The following is a 17,743-nucleotide window of genomic DNA, read 5'->3' as shown; positions in this document are numbered from 1 at the left end:
TCAGACGGTGGTGCGCAGGGATCCGTCGGGGCCGGCGAGGTGCACGGGTGCCGATGGCGTGAGGTCGCGGACGGCGGCCAGGCCATCGGACTCCACCGCGTCCCCCTCGGAGACGATGGCGGCGGCCTCGAGCCCCTCGACCCCGCTGGAGACGGCTGCGGCGACGGCGGCCTGCAGCGCGGACAGCTTCAGCGAGGGCAGCGCGACGCTCGCCGCGACGTAGGTGCGTCCGTCGGTGTCCCGGACCGCTGCTCCCTCGGCCGCGCCGGTGCGGGCACGGGCGGACCGGGAGAGGGTGACGAGCTTGGCGTCCTCGGGCTGCAGTTCACTCACAGGGACATCCTCGCCTGTCGGGGCGGCCCTCGTGCAGGGGCCCGCCGCGAGCGTGCGAGCGGTGGGGGGCAGGAGGGTCCTTCCTCAGCCTTCCACCGGGGCCGGCTCCTCGTAGCGGGTGGCCCCCCTGCCCGCCGAGGCGCCCGCGTCCTCGGCGGCGTCGTCGGAGGGCTCCTCCACCCGGCACACCAGCAGGGTGTCCACGCGGTTGCGGCGTCCGCCGGTGCTCTCGGCGACCAGCCGGAGCCCGCCGATCTCCGCGGACGCGCCCTCGATGGGCACCAGCCCGAGCTCCCGGGCCAGCAGGCCGCCGACGGTCTCGACGTCGTCGTCCTCGGGCAGCTCGACGCCGAACAGCTGGGCGAGGTCCTCGACCGGCAGCCGGGCGGTGATCCGCATCGAGCCGTCGGGCAGCTCCTCGACGGGTGGCCGCTGGAACTGGTCGTGCTCGTCGGCGATCTCCCCGACGATCTCCTCGAGGATGTCCTCGATGGTGACCAGGCCGGCGAAGCCGCCGTACTCGTCCACCACGATGGCGATGTGGATGCGCTGTGCCTGCATGTCGCGCAGCAGCTCGTCGACCGGCTTGGACTCCGGCACGAACGTCGGCGTCCGCATGAGCTCCTCGACCCGCGGGCCGCTGCGGTCCTGGGAGTTCTGCGACCGGCGGACGAGGTCCTTGAGGTAGACCACGCCCACGACGTCGTCGACGTTCTCGCCGATCACCGGGATGCGGCTGAAGCCGCTGCGCAGGGCCAGCGCCAGCGCCTGGCGCACGGTCTTGGTGCGCTCGATCCACACGACGTCGGTGCGCGGCACCATGACCTCGCGGGCGATGGTGTCCCCGAGCTCGAACACCGAGTGGATCATGTTGCGCTCGCCGGACTCCACGACGCCGCGCTCCTCGGCCATGTCGACCAGTTCGCGCAGCTCGACCTCGGAGGAGAACGGGCCGTCGCGGAAGCCCCGGCCGGGCGTGATCATGTTTCCGACCAGGATGAGCAGGGTGGCGACCGGGCCGAGCACGCGGCCGAGCAGCTTCACCACGCCGGCGGTGGCCAGCGCGATCGAGTAGGCGTGCTGCCGGCCGAGGGTGCGCGGACCGACGCCGACCAGCACGTAGCTGACCACGGTCATGACCCCGGCGGCGGCGAGGAAGGTGCGCCAGCCGCCACCCCACGCGTCGTAGAGCAGGACGGTGGCGAGCACCGCCGCCACCATCTCGCAGGCGATGCGGAGCAGGAGCAGGAGCGAGACGTGGCGGGCCCGTTCGAGCACGACCTGCTCGAGCGCACCGGCCCGCTTGGCGCCCTCGCGCCGGAGCTCGTCGACGCGCGCCTTGGAGACCCGCTGGAGGGCGGCGTCCATGGCGCCGAAGAGCCCCGCGAGCGGGACGAGGCAGCAGGCGATCACCAGCATGACGACTGCGCCGGAACTCATCGGGGGGTCTGCTCCCCGCCCGACGGCGCGCCGGTCACCGGTCCCCGGGGCGCGCCCGTCACCGGTTCCCGCGGCGCCGAGCGCCAGCTCTCGATGAGCTGCGACTGGAGACCGAACATCTCCTTCTCCTCGTCGGGCTCCATGTGGTCGTAGCCGAGCAGGTGCAGCACCCCGTGGGTTGCCAGCAGCACCAGTTCGTCGTCCATGGTGTGGCCGGCGGCCCGCGCCTGGCGGACGGCCACGGCCGGGCAGAGGACGACGTCGCCGAGCAGGGCCGGACCCGGATCGGGGTCGTCGGGACGGGCGGTGTCGAGCTCGTCCATGGGGAAGGCCAGGACGTCGGTCGGCCCCTTCTCCCCCATCCAGCGCTCGTGCAGGCTGCTCATGTACTCGACGTCGACGCAGAGCACCGACAGCTCGGCCATCGGGTTGACGTCCATCTCACCGAGGACGAAGCGGCAGATGCCGGCCAGCTCCGCCTCGTCGACGGCGATCTCGGACTCGTTGGAGACCTCGACGGGCATCTCGGCTCAGCTCCCCTGCCGGCGCGGCCGGGTCGGTCGTGCGGGTGCGGGTGCGGCCGCCCGGGGGGGCTGCCGCGCGGCGTCGAAGCGCTCGTAGGCGTCGACGATGTCGCCGACCAGCCGGTGCCGGACGACGTCGGTGCTGGTGAGGCCGGCGAAGTGCACGTCCTCGACCCCGTCCAGGATCTCGCGCACGATCTTCAGCCCGCTCTGCGCGCCGCCGGGCAGGTCCACCTGGGTGACGTCGCCGGTGACGACGATCTTCGAGCCGAACCCGAGCCGGGTCAGGAACATCTTCATCTGCTCGGCGGTGGTGTTCTGCGCCTCGTCGAGGATGACGAACGCGTCGTTCAAGGTGTTGTGCGTCACCAGGAAGTCGTCGGTGACGTACAGCGAATCCTGCGCGGCGACCTGGATGCACATCGTCTCCATCGCGCCCACCGGTTCGATGCTCTCGATGAAGCGCATCGGCCGGCCACCACCGGTTGCCTCGTAGGCCCGCCGCTTCCGCTCCAGACGGAAGGGCTCGACGCCGGCCGGGAGCCGGATGTCGAGCACATGGGCGTCGTGCCGGTGGTGCACGGCACGACCCTTCGCGAGCCCGGGGCGTCGTCCCAGCGCCGGACGGGTGCGCCAGTAGGCGACCCCGCCGAGCGAGCGCACGAGCGAGACGACGTCGTCACGGAGACGCTCGGACGTCGTGCAGTACTGGACGCGGCAGGTGCGGCCCCGTTGGACGACGGGGCCGCCGTCGCTGTCGAGCAAGCCCTGGAGCACCGCGAGCCGGACGTCGGCGGAATTGTGCGTGTACAGCCACGGGACGAACTTGGTGTCCGAGTAGGTGCCGGCCAGGCCGAGCTCGCGGACGGCCTCGGTCACCGGGTTCGCGATGCGGAGCCCCCCGCGACCGCCGGCCCCGTGCCGGATCGTGTAATCGGGACCGGCCTTGTGCACCAGCTCGATGCCGTCCAGCGCATGCTCGAGAGCCACCGCGAGTTCCGGATCTGCCGTCGTGAACGACGGAGTCGTGGATGTGGTCAGGCAGCCGTCACCGAGGAGCAACCCGAGCGCGTACGGGTCGAGCGGTACTTCCTGCGGTTCGAACTCGACCGCGTCCACGAGCGGGAGCTCGTAGCGGTGGGCACCCGCACCCCAGCGCAGGTTCCCCACCATGTCGAGCGTCTCGAGCGTGCGCGTCGTCCCACGGCGGCGGTCGTCCGGTGTCGTCACCGTCCACAGGTGCTCCCCGCAGGCCAGCGTCGAGGCGCCGTCCTGGGTGGTGACCCGGTAGACGTCCTTGACCCCCTGCGGATAGACGCCGAGCACCGGGGTGGGCAGACCGTTCGAGCCGACCACCAGGTCGCCGACCTGCAGCGAGCCCATCGGCATGTACCCGTCGGGCGTCAGCACCATGGCGTCGTAGGGCTGGGCGCGGCCGCGCATGTAGGCCAACGGCGCCACCTCGATCGTGCCCGAGGCCATCAGCCGCGGGATCGATTCGGGGTCGACCATGTCGTGCAGCGCGTCGTACAGCGGCCGCAGGTAGGGGTCGATCTTCTCGCTGAGCGTCCCGGGCAGGTAGCCCAGGCGCTCGCCCGCCTCGACCGCCGGGCGGGTCAGGATGATGCGGTTGACCTGTTTGGTCTGGAGCGCCTGCACCGCCTTGGCCATGGCCAGGTAGGTCTTGCCGGTACCGGCCGGACCGATGCCGAACACGATGGTGTGGGTGTCGATCGCGTCGACGTAGCGCTTCTGGTTCAGCGTCTTCGGGCGGATCGTGCGCCCGCGCCGGCTGATGATGTCGAGGCTGAGCACGTCGGCCGGCCGCTCGGACCCGCCGCTCTTCAGCATCGCGACGACGCGGCGCACCGAGTCGGGACGCAGCTGCTGGCCGGTGCCGATCAGCGCGATGAGCTCGTCGAAGACCCGGACGGCGAAGGCGTTGTCGGCCGGCTGCCCGGTCACGGTGATCTCGTTGCCGCGCACGTGCACGTCGGCATCGACCTCGGCCTCGACCAGGCGCAGCAGCTCGTCGGCGGAGCCCAGCAGGGCGACCATGGAGACCGAGTCGGGCACGGAGATGGTGGCGCGGACGGCGGCCGGTCGGCTTCCGCCCGCAGCGGGTGGGCTGCCGGCGGCGGTCTCGTCCGCGGCGGCGGCCTGCGCCGATGCCTCACGGGACGTCGGGGCACCTTCGACGGGGACGTTCGGGGAGGTGTCGGGCAAGAACCCTCGACCCTGCCTTCCTGGCTGGGAGTGGCGGACCGCTCGATGCTACCCGCGTCCGGCTCGCCGAATCGCCCAACGCCGGTCCGGGCTCACCGCCCCGTGTAGGTCGCCTTCCCCGGCCCCTCGGTGAGGAAGGACCGCACCGCGCCCCGCAGGTCCTCGCTGGCGAACAGCGCCCCGGAGACCTCGGGGACGAGGGCGTCGGCGGCGCGGGCGCCCTGCCGGACGGCCGTGGCCACCAGCTGCTTGGTCGCGGCGTGCGCGACCGTGGGGCCCGCCGCCACCCGGTGCGCGTACGCACGGGCCTCCTCCGCGAAGCCGTCGTCGGGCAGCACGCGGTTGACGACGTTCCAGCGCTCGAGCACGGCGGCCGGGTAGCGCTCCCCGGTGAAGATCAGCTCGCGCGCCCGCGCCGGGCCGGCCCGCTCGGCCAGCCGCTGCGGGCCGCCCATCGACGGGGTCAGCCCGACCACGATCTCCACCAGCCCGAACGAGGCCTTCTCGGCGGCCAGCAGGATGTCGCAGCACAGGCTGAGCTCGAAGGCCGCGGTGAGGGTGAGCCCGTGCGCGGCGAAGACCGTCGGCACCGGCAGGTCCTCGACGGTCTGCGCCACCCGCAGCAGCTGCGCCCAGAGCTCGCCGCCGCGGACGACGGGCTCGGGTCCCTCGGCGATGTCCCGGAAGAAGGTCACGTCGACCCCGCCGGACACGACCTTCCCGCGGGCCTCGAACAGCACCGCCCGCGCCCGGTCCGGGCGCTGGGGATCGGTGAGTCCGACGAGCTGGGTGACGGCGGCGTCCAGCGCCTGGAACACCGCCGGGGTGAACAGGTTCAGCGGCGGGTTGTCGAGGACGACGACGGCGACGTCGCCGTCCCGCTCGACGCGGACGGGCGGGGCGGTCTGCTCGGTCACGTGCTCTCCTCGCTCGCGCTCGTCGACCACGCGCCCATGGGTGCTCTGCCATTGCGTGACCTCGCAAGCTCGGTCACGTGCTCTCCTCGCTGGCGCTCGTGGACCACGCGCCCATGGGTGCTCTGCCGTTGCGTGACCTCGCAAGCTCGGTCACGGTGCGATCCTCGCAGGAGTGCCGCTCAGCCGGGCGGCCAGCCCAGGCCCCGGCCGCCCAGGACGTGCAGGTGCACGTGGTGCACCGTCTGACCGGCCTGCGGCCCGGTGTTGGCCACCAGCCGGTAGCCCGGCTCGGCGCCGTCCCCGCTGACCAGCCCCTCCTGCCGGGCGACCGCGTGCGCGCCCGCGACCACGTCGCCGAGCAGTGCCGGGTCGGCCTCGGCGAGCGCACCGATCGTGGCGTGGTGCATCTTCGGGATGACGAGCACGTGGTTGGGCGCCTGCGGGTTGATGTCCCGGAAGGCCAGCACCCGGTCGGTCTGGAGGACGACGTCGGCGGGGATCCCACCGTCGACCATGCGGCAGAACAGGCAGTCGGACACGGTTCGCACCTTAGAGAGGATTCCGTCCTCCGCACCTCTCGCATGCTCGCGGCCAGCCTCGGACCGTGGCCGGAGAGCTCAGCCGGCCGGTGCCATCGCGAAGGTCCACCCGCTCCGGCGCGGCCGCCCCGGCGGGTCACCTGAGTGGTCAGGAATGCGCGAACACGACCAAGTTCTCCGTCGCGGCCCGCCCGTCCGCTCGCTGGAAGCAGGTGATGAGCACCAGCCGACCGGGCACGGATTCCCACACGTCGGCCACGCCCGCCAACTGGTCCTTGTCGTAGCGGGTGGTCGCCTCGACGGTGTAGGTCACCGTGCCCCCAGCCGTCCGGATCTCGATCTCATCGCCGGCCGTGACCGCGCCGCCGCGGTGGTCCGCGGTCAGCAGCGGATCGAAGCCGTCGCCTCCCCGGCCGGCGGAGTGCGCGGCGACGTACAGGGTGTTGGTCGCCTGCTCGGCGCTGGCCACCGGCCCGCCGTAGGGCTCGATCCAATAACCGGCGGTGAGCGTCGGCGGGTCGATCACACCCTTCCTCGGCGTCAGCGGCAGCAGCGGCAGGTCCAGACCGACGGAGTCGATGACGAGGTGCACGGACGACGACGGGGTAGGCCGCGCCGTCGTCCGTGCCGTCGTCTGCGATGCCTCCGACCAGGATGACGGCAACGGGGACGCCGCCGGAGCCGGTGCCGTCACGGGCGCCGATCCGGGAGTGGTCAGCGCCGGCGCCACCATCTCGGTGGCGGCCGCGGGCTGGTCGCCCGTACCGCCGCCGGCCAGGCCCACGCCGATCGACAACAACCCGCCCAGGCCCAGCGCGGCGGCCCCCGAGAGGGCCGCCGCGCGCCGTGCAGGGCGGAACACGGCCAGGAGGTCAGCCCGCCGTGCGGCGGGACCGGACGACGACGGCGCCGACGGTCCCCGCGGCGAGCACCATGCCGACGCCCAGACCGACCAGCGGCCAGCGCACCGCGGCCGCGGGCTCGTCCTCGGTCCAGCTGGTCTCCGACACCAGCCCCGGGTTGACGGCGCCGAGGATCTCCAGGCGGACGAATGTCTCCGCCAGCACGCGGTCGGTTCCCGCACCGAGCACGACCCTGACCTCGTACCGCCCCGCGGGTGTGCCGGTCGGCACGCTGAGGGAAGCGGTCCGGGCGTCGGCCGAGACCACCGGCGTCAGCGGGATGCTCGTGCCGGTGTGGTGCCCGACGTCGTTGACCGCGTGCATCGTGAAGGCGCCACCGGCGAGGCTGGTGAATCCATGAGCCGACCAGCCGGACGTGGCCGGCAGGGTGACGTCGAGGCCCTCGCCCGCGCGGACCGCCGGCGCATCCAGCCAGTGGGACAGCACCAACTGCGGGGACAGCGTGACCGCGGCGGGCCCGCCGGACGAGAACTGCAGCCAGTAGCCGAAGATGTCGCGCCCGTCGGCGGTCCCACCGGTCACGTGACCCGCCGAGGACTCCAGCGGCTTCAGCCACACCAGCCCGAGGGGACCGTTCACCCCGTCGTCCACGGGGAGGTCGATGCGGTACTGGCCTGCGCCCAGGTCCGTCATCGCGATCTGGTCGGCCGGCACCGCGCTCGCGCTGTCGTAGACGCGCGTCGGGGCTGCGGCCTCCTGGCTGGGGTAGAGCTCGAGCAGTGCCTGGGTGGGCACCCCGTCGACGAGGTCGGGGAGGTCGATGGTGACCGACCCGCCGTAGCTCACCGCCACCGGAGAGGGCGCCACCGACTCGATGGCGGCCACGTTCACCGGGCCCACGTTCTCGGTGGCGTGCAGGCGGAGCCCCAGCGAACCGCCGGGATCGAGGACGACCGTGGCAGCCGGGGCGGCATGGGCTGACGGCGCCCCCACGAGGGCGGCTGTCGCCGCCGCGAGAGCGGAGGCGATCCAGAGGTGGTGACGAGAGCGGCGACGCGACGCCGCGAGGGATGACATGGGGGGTGCCTCTCTGAGCACGAGGGGGCGACGCGGACCGCGTCCCGCCGGAACCTAAAGCCTTCGAATCCCATGGCAAGAGGTTGTCGCGCCATTTCACCGATAAGGCGGTGGCGTCAGCAAGCTCGTACAATTCGTCACGGAAAGACGCGGCCCCGTAAGGCAGATGCTGCCAAACGGCACGATGCAGATCTAGCGCGTCTCGTGGTATCGGCCGACGCGGGGCGAGGCCAGGTGCCGACGTGCGCAATCCGTGTCCCGCGGCACGAAGTTCGGCTGGCCGGTGCCGCCGCGGTTTCCCGAAGAGTCCCAGGGTCTGGGAGCAGTTCGGCGACCAGCCGGTCCAGGACGGCGCGAAGGGAACGACGTGACTACCGCCAGCGCGTGACGGCCGACAGCGCGGCCAGCGCCGCGGCGCCGGCGGTCGAGGTGCGCAGGACCTCCGGGCCCAGCCGCAACGGCTCGGCGCCGGCCGCGCGGAAGGCGACGACCTCCCCGTCGGTGAGCCCGCCCTCGGGCCCGACGACGACGGCGACGACGCCGCTGCTCGGCACGGTCAGCCCGGCCATCGGCCGGCGCGCCTGCTCGTGCAGCACGACCGCGAGGTCGGCGTCCCCGAGCAGCCCGCACACCTCGCGGGTCGACATCGGCTCGGTCACCTCGGGCACCCGCGGGCGGCGGGACTGCTTGCTGGCGGCGCGGGCGGCGGCCCGCCACTTGGCCACGCCCTTGGCCACCCGGTCCTCACGCCAGCGGGTCACGCAGCGCGCCGCCGTCCACGGCACGATCCGGTCGACGCCCAGTTCGGTCGCGAGGTCGACGGCGAGCGGCCCGCGGTCGCCCTTCGGCAGCGCCTGCACCAGCACGAACTCCGGCTCCGGCGCCGGCACCTCGAAACGGGCGGAGACCGCGACCCGCAGCCCCTGGGGGCCGGCCGAGACGACCTCGCCCTCGGCGACCGCGCCCTGGCCGTCGCCGACGCGGACCCGCTCCCCCGGCTCCAGGCGCAGGACGTCGACGGCGTGCCGACCCTCGGCGCCGTCGACCAGCAGTTCGGCGGTCTCGGGCAGGTCGTCGAGCAGGAACAGGGGGGCACCGTCGAGGTGGGGCGCCCCGGCGTCGGTGGTCGTCACCGGTCAGCGCCCGTGGAAGGCGTCGCGCACCCGCGAGAACAGGCCGCCCTGCGCCTCGCGGTTGGACTCCGGCTGGTCCTCGCCGCGCAACGAGGCGAGCTCGCGCATCAGCCGCTCCTGCTCGCCGTCGAGCTTGGTCGGGGTGACGACGTCGACGTGCACCACGAGGTTCCCCCGGCCGGTGGCCCGCAGTCGCGGGGCGCCGTGGGCCCGGAGGGTGAGCACGCTCCCCGACTGCGTGCCCGGCGCGATGGCCAGCTCCTCCTCGCCGTCGAGGGTCTTGAGGTTCAGCGTGGTGCCCAGCGCCGCGGTGGTCATGGGGAGGGTGACCCGGCAGTGCAGGTCCTCGCCGTCGCGGGTGAAGACGTCGTGCGGGCGCTCGTGCACCTCCACGTACAGGTCGCCGGCCGGGCCGCCGCCGGGGCCGACCTCCCCCTGGCCGGTCAGCCGGATGCGCATGCCGTCCTCGACGCCGGCGGGCACCTTCACCGAGATGGTCCGGCGGGCGCGCACCCGGCCGTCGCCGGCGCACTTGCCGCACGGCTCGGGGATGACCTGGCCGGTGCCCGAGCACGTCGGGCAGGGCCGGCTGGTCATCACCTGGCCGAGGAAGCTGCGCTGGACGCTCTGCACCTCGCCACGGCCCGAGCAGGTCGTGCACGTGGTGACGTGCGTGCCGGGCGCGGTGCCGGCGCCGGCGCACACGTCGCAGAGCACCGCCGTGTCGACGGTGAGCTCCTTGACGGTGCCGAACACCGCCTCGTCGAGCTCGAGCTCGACCGGGATGAGCGCGTCCCGGCCGGCGCGGGTGCGACCGCGCGGCCCGCGGGTGGTCCCGCCGCCGAAGAAGGCGTCCATGATGTCGCCGAGCCCGCCGAAGCCGGCGCCGCCGAAGCCGTTGCCGCCCCCACCGCCGGTGTCGAACGGATCGCCGCCGAGGTCGACGATGCGGCGCTTCTCCGGGTCGGTCAGCGCCTCGTAGGCGCGGGTGACCTCCTGGAAGCGTTCCTTGGCCTCGGGGTCCGGGTTGACGTCGGGGTGCAGATCCCTCGCCAGCCGGCGGTAGGCGCGCTTGATGTCGGAGTCGCTGGCCTCGCGGGCCAGGCCCAGGACGCCGAAGTAGTCGGTTGCCATCGAGAAGTTCGTCCTCAGCTCTCGGCCAGGAGCTGGCCGACGTAGCGGGCCACGGCGCGAACCGCGGCCATGTTCGTGGGGTAGTCCATGCGCGTCGGGCCGACGATGCCCAGCCCGCCCAGTGCCCGGTCCTGGGCGCCGTAACCGACGGTGACCAACGAGGCGCCGGTCAGCGCCTCGTGGGCGTTCTCCTCACCGATGCGCACGAGGACGGTGCCGGCCTCCACCTCGCTGATCAGGCGCAGCACGACGACCTGCTCCTCCAGCGCCTCCAGGAGGGGGCTGACGGTGCCCTGGAAGTCCAGCGCGCTGCCGCGGGCGAGGTTCGCCGTCCCGCCGATGACCAGACGGTCCTCGCCCGGCTCGACGAGGGTCTCCAGAAGGATCGAGCTCACCGTGGCGACCAGGCCGCGGAGGTGCTGCGGTGCGGTCTCCAGCAGGTCGGGCACCTTGTCGCCCGCCTCGGTGAGCTTGACGCCGGTGAAGGCCGAGTTCAGCAGGGCGCGGAGTTCCGCGACCGCACCGGCGTCGATGTCGACCGGGCAGTCGACGACCCGCTGTTCGACCCGCCCGGTGTCGGTGATGAGCACCAGCATGAGCCGCGCGGCCGCCACCTGCACCACCTCGAGGTGGCGGACGGCGCTGCGCGACAGCGTCGGGTACTGCACGACCGCCACCTGCCGGGTCAGCTGGGCCAGCAGTCGCACGGTGCGGCCCAGGACGTCGTGCAGGTCGACGGCCCCGTCGAGGAACCGCTCGATCGCCCGTCGCTCGGCCACCGACAGCGGCTTCACCGCCGACAGCCGGTCGACGAAGAGCCGGTACCCCTTGTCGGTGGGCACCCGCCCGGCACTGGTGTGCGGCTGGGTGATGTAGCCCTGCTCCTCGAGCACCGCCATGTCGTTGCGGATGGTGGCCGGGGAGACGCCCAGGTCGTGCCGGTCGGCCAGCGCCTTGCTGCCCACCGGGTCGTTGGTCGAGACGTAGTCCTGGACGATTGCCCGGAGAACCTCCAGGCGGCGTTCGTCGTGCGCCACGAGACACCTCCCCGTACCGGTCGACCCGCCGCGCGGTGTCCGGGCGCGATCCTCTGGGGCGGCGCCCGGGGACCGACACTGCTGGCACTCGCACGGTGGGAGTGCCAGCCCAGCATACGTCCGCGGTGCTCCTCCGTCGCGTGGCTCGCGCTGGAAGGACCCCGCCCCCCTCACCCCTCGCAGGCTCGCGGCGAGCCTCCGGACGGGGCCGTCGGAGGAGCGGCGGTGGCCAGGACCGGCCGATAAGCTGAGCCGGTCGGCGCCCGGCGGACACAGAGCGGAGGTCCTCCCCTGATCTTCAAGGCGGTTCGAGACGGGCGCCCCTATCCCGACCACGGTCTGGCCACCCGTGACTGGGCGATGATCCCGCCCCGGCAGGTGCGCATGGACACCCTGACGACGACGAAGAAGAACCTGGCGCTCGACGCCCTCCTCGCCGACGACTCGACCTTCTACGGGGACCTGTTCCCGCACGCCGTGCAGTGGCACGGCGAGCTGTACCTGGAGGACGGGCTGCACCGGGCGCTGCGCGCTGCGCTGCAGCAGCGCAACGTGATCCACGTGCGCGTGCTCGACCTCGACGCCCTCAGCCCGGTGCAGTCACCGAGCGGCCCCGCCACGGCCGCGATCCCCGCGCAGCCCCCGGTGCCCGGTCCGCGCTCCGTCTGACCCGCGGCCGGGCGGCCACCGGAAGCCTCCCGACGCGGCGCGCTCAGCCCCGTTCGGTGCAGGACACGCAGGAGCCGGCGTACGGGCGCAGCTCCAGGCGCTCCTCGGGGATGCCGGCGCCGCAGTGCACGCAGGAGCCGTAGGAGCCGGCAGCGATCCGCTCCAGGGCCTGGTCGATCGCGGTGATCGTGTCGGAGAGCGACGCGCTCCGGCTGAGCGCGACGGGATCGGGCACGGACTGGGCGCACTCCTCCAGGGCCGCCTCGCGCTGGCGGACGCAGTCGGCCCGCTGCTCGTCGAGCAGGGTGCGGAAGGAGTTCCAGCGGGAGTCGCCGGCGGACGGGGTCGTGCTGTGGATCGTGGTGGTCATGTGATGTCCTCAGGGGTACGCAGAAAGACGCGGTCACCCGGTGGGGTGCGCGTCAGGAACGGGCTTCGGGGACTCGGGATCGAGTCAGGCCGGCTGCGGCGGGGCCCTGTCCTGGCTGCGACGGAGTACGTCGAGCCCTCGGAGGCCCCGGGCCCGGCGGTTCATCGCCAGTGCCAGCAGCATGCCGCCCGACAGAGCGGGAACGGCACCGGCGGCGGGAGAGCCCGGCGGGGAGCTCGGAGTCGCCGCGAACGTGCACACGTCCACCGTCGACCACCTCCTCACCCACCCGGCCCCGTCGCCGGAATCGGCAACCCTAACGCAGCAGGCCGGCCCCGTCGCCCGTTTTGCGGCGGGCCTCAGTCGGTGAGATCGCGGACCAGGGCGTCGGCCAGCAGCCGCCCGGTATCGGTGAGGACTGCGCGCCCGGTGGCGTGCGCCGCCTCGTCGAGCAGCCCCCGGACGACGGCGTCGGCGGCCCGGCGACGACCGGTCTCCGACAGCAGATCGAGGGGCAGGCCTTCCCGGAGCCGCAGCCCGAGCATGATCGTCTCGAGCGCGCGGTCGTCGTCGTCGAGCCGCTCGGCGTCGGCGTGCGGGCTCTCCCCGCGGGCCAGCCGGTCGGCGTAGGCGGCCGGGTGCTTGACGTTCCACCAGCGCAGCCCGCCGACGTGGCTGTGCGCGCCGGGGCCCACGCCCCACCAGTTGGCGTTGGCCCAGTACAGCTCGTTGTGCCGGCAGCGGGCGGCGTCCGACGTCGCCCAGTTGGAGACCTCGTACCAGTCGAACCCGGCGCGGCGCAGGGTCGCGTCGGCCTGCTCGTAGCGGTCGGCGAGCACGTCGTCGTCGGGCATGGGCAGCTCGCCCCGGCTGATCCGCCGGGCCAGCCGGGTGCCCTCCTCGACGATGAGCGCGTAGGCGCTGACGTGGTCGACCGGGGAGGCGAGCACGGCGTCGAGCGAGGCGGCCCAGTCCGCGTCGGTCTCCCCCGGGGTGCCGTAGATGAGGTCGAGGTTGACGTGCTCGAACCCGGCGGCGCGCGCGTCGTGCGCGGCCTGCACCGCCCGGCCGGGTGTGTGCCGCCGGTCCAGGACGGCCAGGACGTGCTCGGCCGCGGACTGCATGCCGAGGCTCACCCGGGTGAAGCCGGCCTCGCGCAGCCCGGAGAGGTAGGCGAGGTCCACGGTCTCCGGGTTGGCCTCGGTGGTGACCTCGACCTCGGCGGCCACCGGGAAGAGCCGGTGCACCTCGGCGAGGACGGCGGCCAGGTCGGCGGCCGGCAGCAACGTCGGGGTGCCGCCGCCGACGAACACCGTGGAGACCGTCGGCAGGTCCGGGCCCAGGACGCGGGCCGCCCGGCGCAGCTCGTCGATCGCCGTCCCTGCGTACTCGGCGCGGTTGGCGCCGGGCCCCAGCTCGTCGGAGGTGTAGGTGTTGAAGTCGCAGTAGCCGCACCGCGTCGCGCAGAAGGGCACGTGCACGTAGAGACCGAACGGCGTGCCGGCCAGACCCTCGCGGGCCGACTCGGGCAGCACGAGCGGCGGCACGGTGCGCTCGACGACGGGCAGGACGGTGTTCATCTGCTCCCAGTGTGCCGCGCCGGCGCCCCGGCGCGGCAGGATGCGGCTGTGACCCACGACCGAGTGATCCAGGTGTCCGTGTCCGCCGGCGTCGCGACGCTCACGCTGGACTCCCCCGAGAACCGCAACGCGCTGTCGAAGGCGCTGCGCGGGCAGCTCCGGACGGCACTGGAGGAGGCGCTCGCCGACGACGCCGTGCGGGTGGTCGTGCTCGACCACACCGGCCGGGTGTTCTGCTCGGGCATGGACCTCGCCGAGGCGGCCGGCGGTTCGTCGCAGGACCAGGGCGTCAACGAGTTCCCCGCCCTCCTGCAGCTCCTCTGGTCCTCCCCCAAGCCGGTGGTCGCCGTCGTCCGCGGGCCGGCGCGGGCCGGTGGCGTCGGCCTCGCCGCCGCGTGCGACGTCGTCGTCGCGGCGTCGTCGGCCAGCTTCGCGTTCTCCGAGGTGCGACTGGGTCTGGTGCCGGCCGTCATCTCCGCCGTCGTGCTGCCGCGGATGACGACGCACGCGGCGCACCGGCTGATGCTCACCGGCGAGGTGTTCGACGCCGCGACCGCCGCCGCAGGCGGGCTGGTCGACCTCGTGGCGGCCGACGACGAGCTGGACACGGTGGTCGCCGGACAGCTCACCGCGCTGGCCGCCGGCGCCCCGGGAGCGCTGGCCGAGACCAAGCGGCTGCTGCGCTCCCGCCAGCCCGACCTGCAGTTCGCCGACCTGCTGCAGCTCTCCGCCCGCTTCTTCGCCGGCGAGGAGGGTCAGGAGGGGATCGCGTCCTTCCGCGAGAAGCGCCCCGCCCGCTGGGTGCCGACGGCGGACTGAGCTCAGCGCAGGCGGCGGGTGTTGTCCGGCGACCGCGCGGTGACGCCGTGCGCGTCGAGCCACTCCATCAGCGGGACGGCGACGCGGCGGCTGGTACCCCACGCCTGCCGCGCCTGGCTGACGGTGAACGGCTGGGGCAGCCCGGCCAGTGCCGCACGGGCGACCTCGGCGATGCCCGGGGCGAGGTAGACCGACTCCGCGATGCGGACCAGCTGTCCGCTGCGCACGGCGGCCGCCAGCTCCCGCGGCCCCAGGCCCGCGGCGGCCAGCTCGGGTGTCTCGGGTGCGGCGAAGGAGTCGGCCGCCAGCCGGGCGCGGACCGCGTCGACGGCACGCTGCACCTCGGGCGGCAGGTCGGCGCCGCCGTCGACGACCCGTCCGTCCCGCAGCGCCAGCGGGGGCCGGACCAGGGCCTGCACGAGGTCCGCGCCGGGGAGGTCGAGCGCCCGGCGGACGACGTCGACCGGCGGACCCGGCTCGAGGGGTCGCAGCTTCCGGTAGCGGGTGACGACGTCGGGCACGCGGGCGGCGAGCGCGTCGGCGAGGCCGGGCGCGAGCAGCCAGGGGCCGTGCTGGTCGGCGCCGTCCGGGACCGGCCAGCCCATCGCGGTGAAATCGGTGGTGCGGACGATCCGCCGACGGGCGAGGTCGGCGGCCGCACCCGCCGCCCCGTCCGGCTGCGCGGCGAGCTCCGCGCCACGCTGCCGGGCCGCCCCGCGTCGGCGCAGGACGGGCGGGTCGACGTCGCGGACATCGGCGCCGAGCACCCGGCGGGTGCCCGGCTCGCGCACCAGCACGCGGTCGCCGACGCGCAGCGGCAGCGCCGCCTCCAGCCGCAGGCGCACGACGGCGCCGCCGAGCGGGCGCAGCCGGGCGCCGACGGTCGCGGAACCGGCGTGCACGACCGCTTCTGCGGGCAGCCGGTCCTCGACCGGGACGACCAGCGACACGTCCACTTCGGCGGTGCTGCGGAAGGCGCCCGGCGTGAGCAGCGCGTCGCCGCGGGAGATCTCCTCGACGGCGATGCCGCGCAGGTTCAGGGCGACGCGGGCGGTGGCCTGCGTCCGTTCGACCGCCCGGCCCAGGGACTGCACCCCCCGGACGACGACGTCCCGGTCCCCCAGCCGCAGCCGGTCCTCCGGGGCGACCGAGCCCGCGGCGAGCGTGCCGGTGACGACGGTGCCCGCGCCCTTGATGGTGAACGCGCGGTCGATCCACAACCGCACCGGCGCGGCCGGATCGGGTGCGGGCAGGTCCGCGAGCAGCCGCTCCAGGGCGGCGGTGAACTCCGGCATGCCCGCCCCGGTCAGGGCGCTGACGGCGACCCCGGGCACCGCGCCCATCGAGGTCGCCGTCAGCCGCTCGCGCACGTCGGCGAGCACGGGCGCGGGGTCGGCGAGATCGGCCTTGGTGACGGCGAGCAGCGCGTGCCGCACGCCCAGCGCGTCGAGGACGGCCACGTGCTCGGCGGTCTGCGCCGACCACCCGTCGTCGGCCGCGACCACCAGCAGCGCGGCGGGGACCGATCCGATCCCGGCGAGCATGTTGCCGATGAACCGCTCGTGCCCGGGGACGTCGACCACGGCGACCGTGCGGCCCGACGGCAGCGCGGCCCAGGCGAACCCGAGGTCGATGGTGAGCCCGCGGCGCCGCTCCTCGGCCCAGCGGTCGGGCTCCATGCCGGTCAGCGCCCGCACCAGCGCGGACTTGCCGTGATCGACGTGCCCCGCGGTGGCGATCACGTCCACGCAGCCGCCACCTCCAGCACCGCGTCGGCCAGCGCCGCGTCGTCGGCCGGCGCCAGGCTGCGCAGGTTCAGCAGGGTGCGGTCGTCCTCGAGGTAGCCCACCACCGGCCGCTGCCCCCGGCGCAGCGGCTCGGCGAACCCGGCGGGGAGGGAGACCGCGACGCCGGCCAGCGGGTGCTCGGGCGCTCCTCCCCCGCCGACGCGGGCGGGTGCGTCCACGACGTCCGCGTCGATGCCGGCCGCGGTGAGCCGTTCGAGCACGGCGCGGGCACGGGCGCGCAGCTCGTCCGGCTGCGCCGCGAGCAGCTGCTGCACGGGCGGGACCGGCCCCCGCAGCGTCGCCTCCAGCGCGGCCAGCGTCGTCTTGTCCACGCGGAGCGCCCGGTAGAGCGGGTGCCGGCGCAGCCGCTGGACGAGGTCGGTGCGGCCGAGGACGAGCCCGGCCTGGGGCCCGCCGAGCAGTTTGTCGCCGCTGGAGAGGACGAGGTCGGCACCGGCCGCGAGGGTGGACTGGAGGTCGGGCTCCTCGGGCAGGGCCGGGTGCGGACGCAGCAGACCGGAGCCGACGTCGGCCACGAGCGGGACCCCCGTGCCGCGCAGGCCCCCGGCCAGTTCGCCGACCTCGACCGCCCGGGTGAAGCCGCGGACGACGAAGTTCGAGGGGTGCACCTTGAGCACCGCACCGGTGTCCGGACCCAGCGCGCGGCGGTAGTCCTCGAGCGCGACGCGGTTGGTGGTCCCGACCTCGCGCAGCCGGGCGCCGGTGGTCTCCAGCAGCTCGGGGATCCGGAAGCCGTCGCCGATCTCGACCAGCTCGCCCCGGGCGATGACGAGCTCCCGGCCCTGCCCGAGCGCGGTGGCGACCAGCGCCAGCGCCGCGGCGCAGTTGTTCACCACGATCGCGGCCTCGGCGGCGGGGACGGCGGCGAGCAGTGCGCCGATCGCCGCCTCCCCGCGGGGTCCGCGCCGCCCGGTGGCGAGGTCCAGCTCGACGTCCGTGGTGCCGGCCGCGGCGGTGATGGCCTCGATCGCGGCCGGCGACAGCGGCGCGCGGCCCAGGTTGGTGTGCACCAGCACGCCCGTCGCGTTGAGCACCGGCCGCAGGCTGCCGGCCGTCGGTGGCAGCGCGTCGAGGACGGCGCCGACCGCGTCGGCCGCGGGCAGCTCCGCCGCGCGGATCCGGCCCTGCACCCGGGCGATGACGTCCTTCACCAGCTCGCGCCCCAGCCGTTCCGCCGCCGCCTGCACCGCGGGCTCGGCGAGCAGCGCGTCGGTGCGGGGCACCGAGCGCCGCGGGTCCTCGGGGGCGGGCTGGTCGGACATCGCACCGCAGCG

General features: G+C 74.4%; 17 protein-coding genes. 2 read left to right on the top strand and 15 right to left on the bottom strand.

What is annotated here, in order from left to right:
• The 11 genes from RM425_RS08860 to hrcA all read right to left on the bottom strand — a co-directional run bounded on the left by RM425_RS08860 (nt 1) and on the right by hrcA (nt 11,223).
• Nucleotides 1-333: a cytidine deaminase gene (locus RM425_RS08860; RefSeq protein WP_311344828.1), complete on the bottom strand. Its 333-nt coding sequence runs from the start codon at nt 331-333 to the stop codon at nt 1-3.
• A gap of 84 nt (nt 334-417) precedes the next feature.
• On the bottom strand, nt 418-1,773 hold the full coding sequence (locus RM425_RS08855; RefSeq protein ID WP_311344827.1) for a hemolysin family protein: 1,356 nt from the start codon (nt 1,771-1,773) through the stop codon (nt 418-420).
• Nucleotides 1,770-2,297 carry an rRNA maturation RNase YbeY gene (gene ybeY / locus RM425_RS08850; protein WP_311344826.1) on the bottom strand — a complete coding sequence of 176 codons (528 nt, stop codon included), beginning with the start codon at nt 2,295-2,297 and terminating at the stop codon, nt 1,770-1,772. Before ybeY ends, RM425_RS08855 begins: the two co-directional genes overlap by 4 nt.
• A 6-nt stretch (nt 2,298-2,303) precedes the next feature.
• A complete protein-coding gene (locus tag RM425_RS21640; protein WP_396137034.1) occupies nt 2,304-4,523 on the bottom strand; it encodes a PhoH family protein in 2,220 nt (739 codons plus the stop codon).
• A gap of 92 nt (nt 4,524-4,615) precedes the next feature.
• Nucleotides 4,616-5,440 (bottom strand): enoyl-CoA hydratase/isomerase family protein, encoded by an 825-nt coding sequence (locus RM425_RS08835; protein ID WP_311344825.1) that lies wholly within the window; start codon nt 5,438-5,440, stop codon nt 4,616-4,618.
• Between the two features lie 179 nt (nt 5,441-5,619).
• On the bottom strand, nt 5,620-5,979 hold the full coding sequence (locus tag RM425_RS08830) for a histidine triad nucleotide-binding protein (RefSeq protein ID WP_311344824.1): 360 nt from the start codon (nt 5,977-5,979) through the stop codon (nt 5,620-5,622).
• A 148-nt stretch (nt 5,980-6,127) separates the two neighbouring features.
• Entirely contained in the window at nt 6,128-6,841 is a 714-nt protein-coding gene (locus tag RM425_RS08825) for a class F sortase (protein ID WP_311344823.1), read from the bottom strand.
• Between the two features lie 10 nt (nt 6,842-6,851).
• Nucleotides 6,852-7,835, bottom strand: a complete 984-nt coding sequence (locus RM425_RS08820; RefSeq protein ID WP_311344822.1) for a hypothetical protein — start codon at nt 7,833-7,835, stop codon at nt 6,852-6,854.
• A gap of 455 nt (nt 7,836-8,290) precedes the next feature.
• Nucleotides 8,291-9,052 carry a 16S rRNA (uracil(1498)-N(3))-methyltransferase gene (locus RM425_RS08815; RefSeq protein ID WP_311344821.1) on the bottom strand — a complete coding sequence of 254 codons (762 nt, stop codon included), beginning with the start codon at nt 9,050-9,052 and terminating at the stop codon, nt 8,291-8,293.
• Nucleotides 9,053-9,055: 3 nt separating this feature from the next.
• On the bottom strand, nt 9,056-10,186 hold the full coding sequence (gene dnaJ, locus RM425_RS08810) for a molecular chaperone DnaJ (RefSeq protein WP_311344820.1): 1,131 nt from the start codon (nt 10,184-10,186) through the stop codon (nt 9,056-9,058).
• Between the two features lie 14 nt (nt 10,187-10,200).
• Nucleotides 10,201-11,223 (bottom strand): heat-inducible transcriptional repressor HrcA, encoded by a 1,023-nt coding sequence (hrcA, locus tag RM425_RS08805; RefSeq protein ID WP_311344819.1) that lies wholly within the window; start codon nt 11,221-11,223, stop codon nt 10,201-10,203.
• Nucleotides 11,224-11,514: 291 nt separating this feature from the next.
• On the opposite strand from hrcA, the gene RM425_RS08800 reads away from it, so the two are divergent.
• On the top strand, nt 11,515-11,892 hold the full coding sequence (locus tag RM425_RS08800) for a type II toxin-antitoxin system VapB family antitoxin (RefSeq protein ID WP_449495084.1): 378 nt from the start codon (nt 11,515-11,517) through the stop codon (nt 11,890-11,892).
• A 43-nt stretch (nt 11,893-11,935) separates the two neighbouring features.
• Here RM425_RS08800 and RM425_RS08795 read toward each other — a convergent pair whose 3' ends face one another.
• A complete protein-coding gene (locus RM425_RS08795; RefSeq protein WP_311344818.1) occupies nt 11,936-12,262 on the bottom strand; it encodes a TraR/DksA family transcriptional regulator in 327 nt (108 codons plus the stop codon).
• Between the two features lie 359 nt (nt 12,263-12,621).
• Entirely contained in the window at nt 12,622-13,842 is a 1,221-nt protein-coding gene (hemW, locus tag RM425_RS08790) for a radical SAM family heme chaperone HemW (RefSeq protein ID WP_311344817.1), read from the bottom strand.
• A 48-nt stretch (nt 13,843-13,890) separates the two neighbouring features.
• Here hemW and RM425_RS08785 point away from each other — a divergent pair, with 48 nt between their 5' ends.
• On the top strand, nt 13,891-14,661 hold the full coding sequence (locus tag RM425_RS08785; RefSeq protein WP_311344816.1) for an enoyl-CoA hydratase-related protein: 771 nt from the start codon (nt 13,891-13,893) through the stop codon (nt 14,659-14,661).
• A 2-nt stretch (nt 14,662-14,663) separates the two neighbouring features.
• Here RM425_RS08785 and selB read toward each other — a convergent pair whose 3' ends face one another.
• Together selB and selA are read right to left on the bottom strand one after the other, a co-directional pair.
• The gene (selB, locus tag RM425_RS08780) at nt 14,664-16,409 is read right to left on the bottom strand and encodes a selenocysteine-specific translation elongation factor (RefSeq protein WP_311344815.1); all 1,746 of its coding nucleotides are present in this window, start codon (nt 16,407-16,409) and stop codon (nt 14,664-14,666) included.
• Complete coding sequence (gene selA / locus RM425_RS08775; protein WP_311344814.1) at nt 16,400-17,731, bottom strand: L-seryl-tRNA(Sec) selenium transferase; 1,332 nt, start codon at nt 17,729-17,731, stop codon at nt 16,400-16,402. Before selA ends, selB begins: the two co-directional genes overlap by 10 nt.
• Nucleotides 17,732-17,743 lie beyond the last annotated feature (12 nt).

Source organism: Blastococcus goldschmidtiae (assembly GCF_031845325.1).
In the GTDB taxonomy this organism is placed as follows: Bacteria; Actinomycetota; Actinomycetes; order Mycobacteriales; family Geodermatophilaceae; genus Blastococcus; species Blastococcus goldschmidtiae.
The sequence above is the reverse complement of the archived record's forward strand: the minus strand, read 5'-3'. Positions and strand labels throughout refer to the sequence as shown.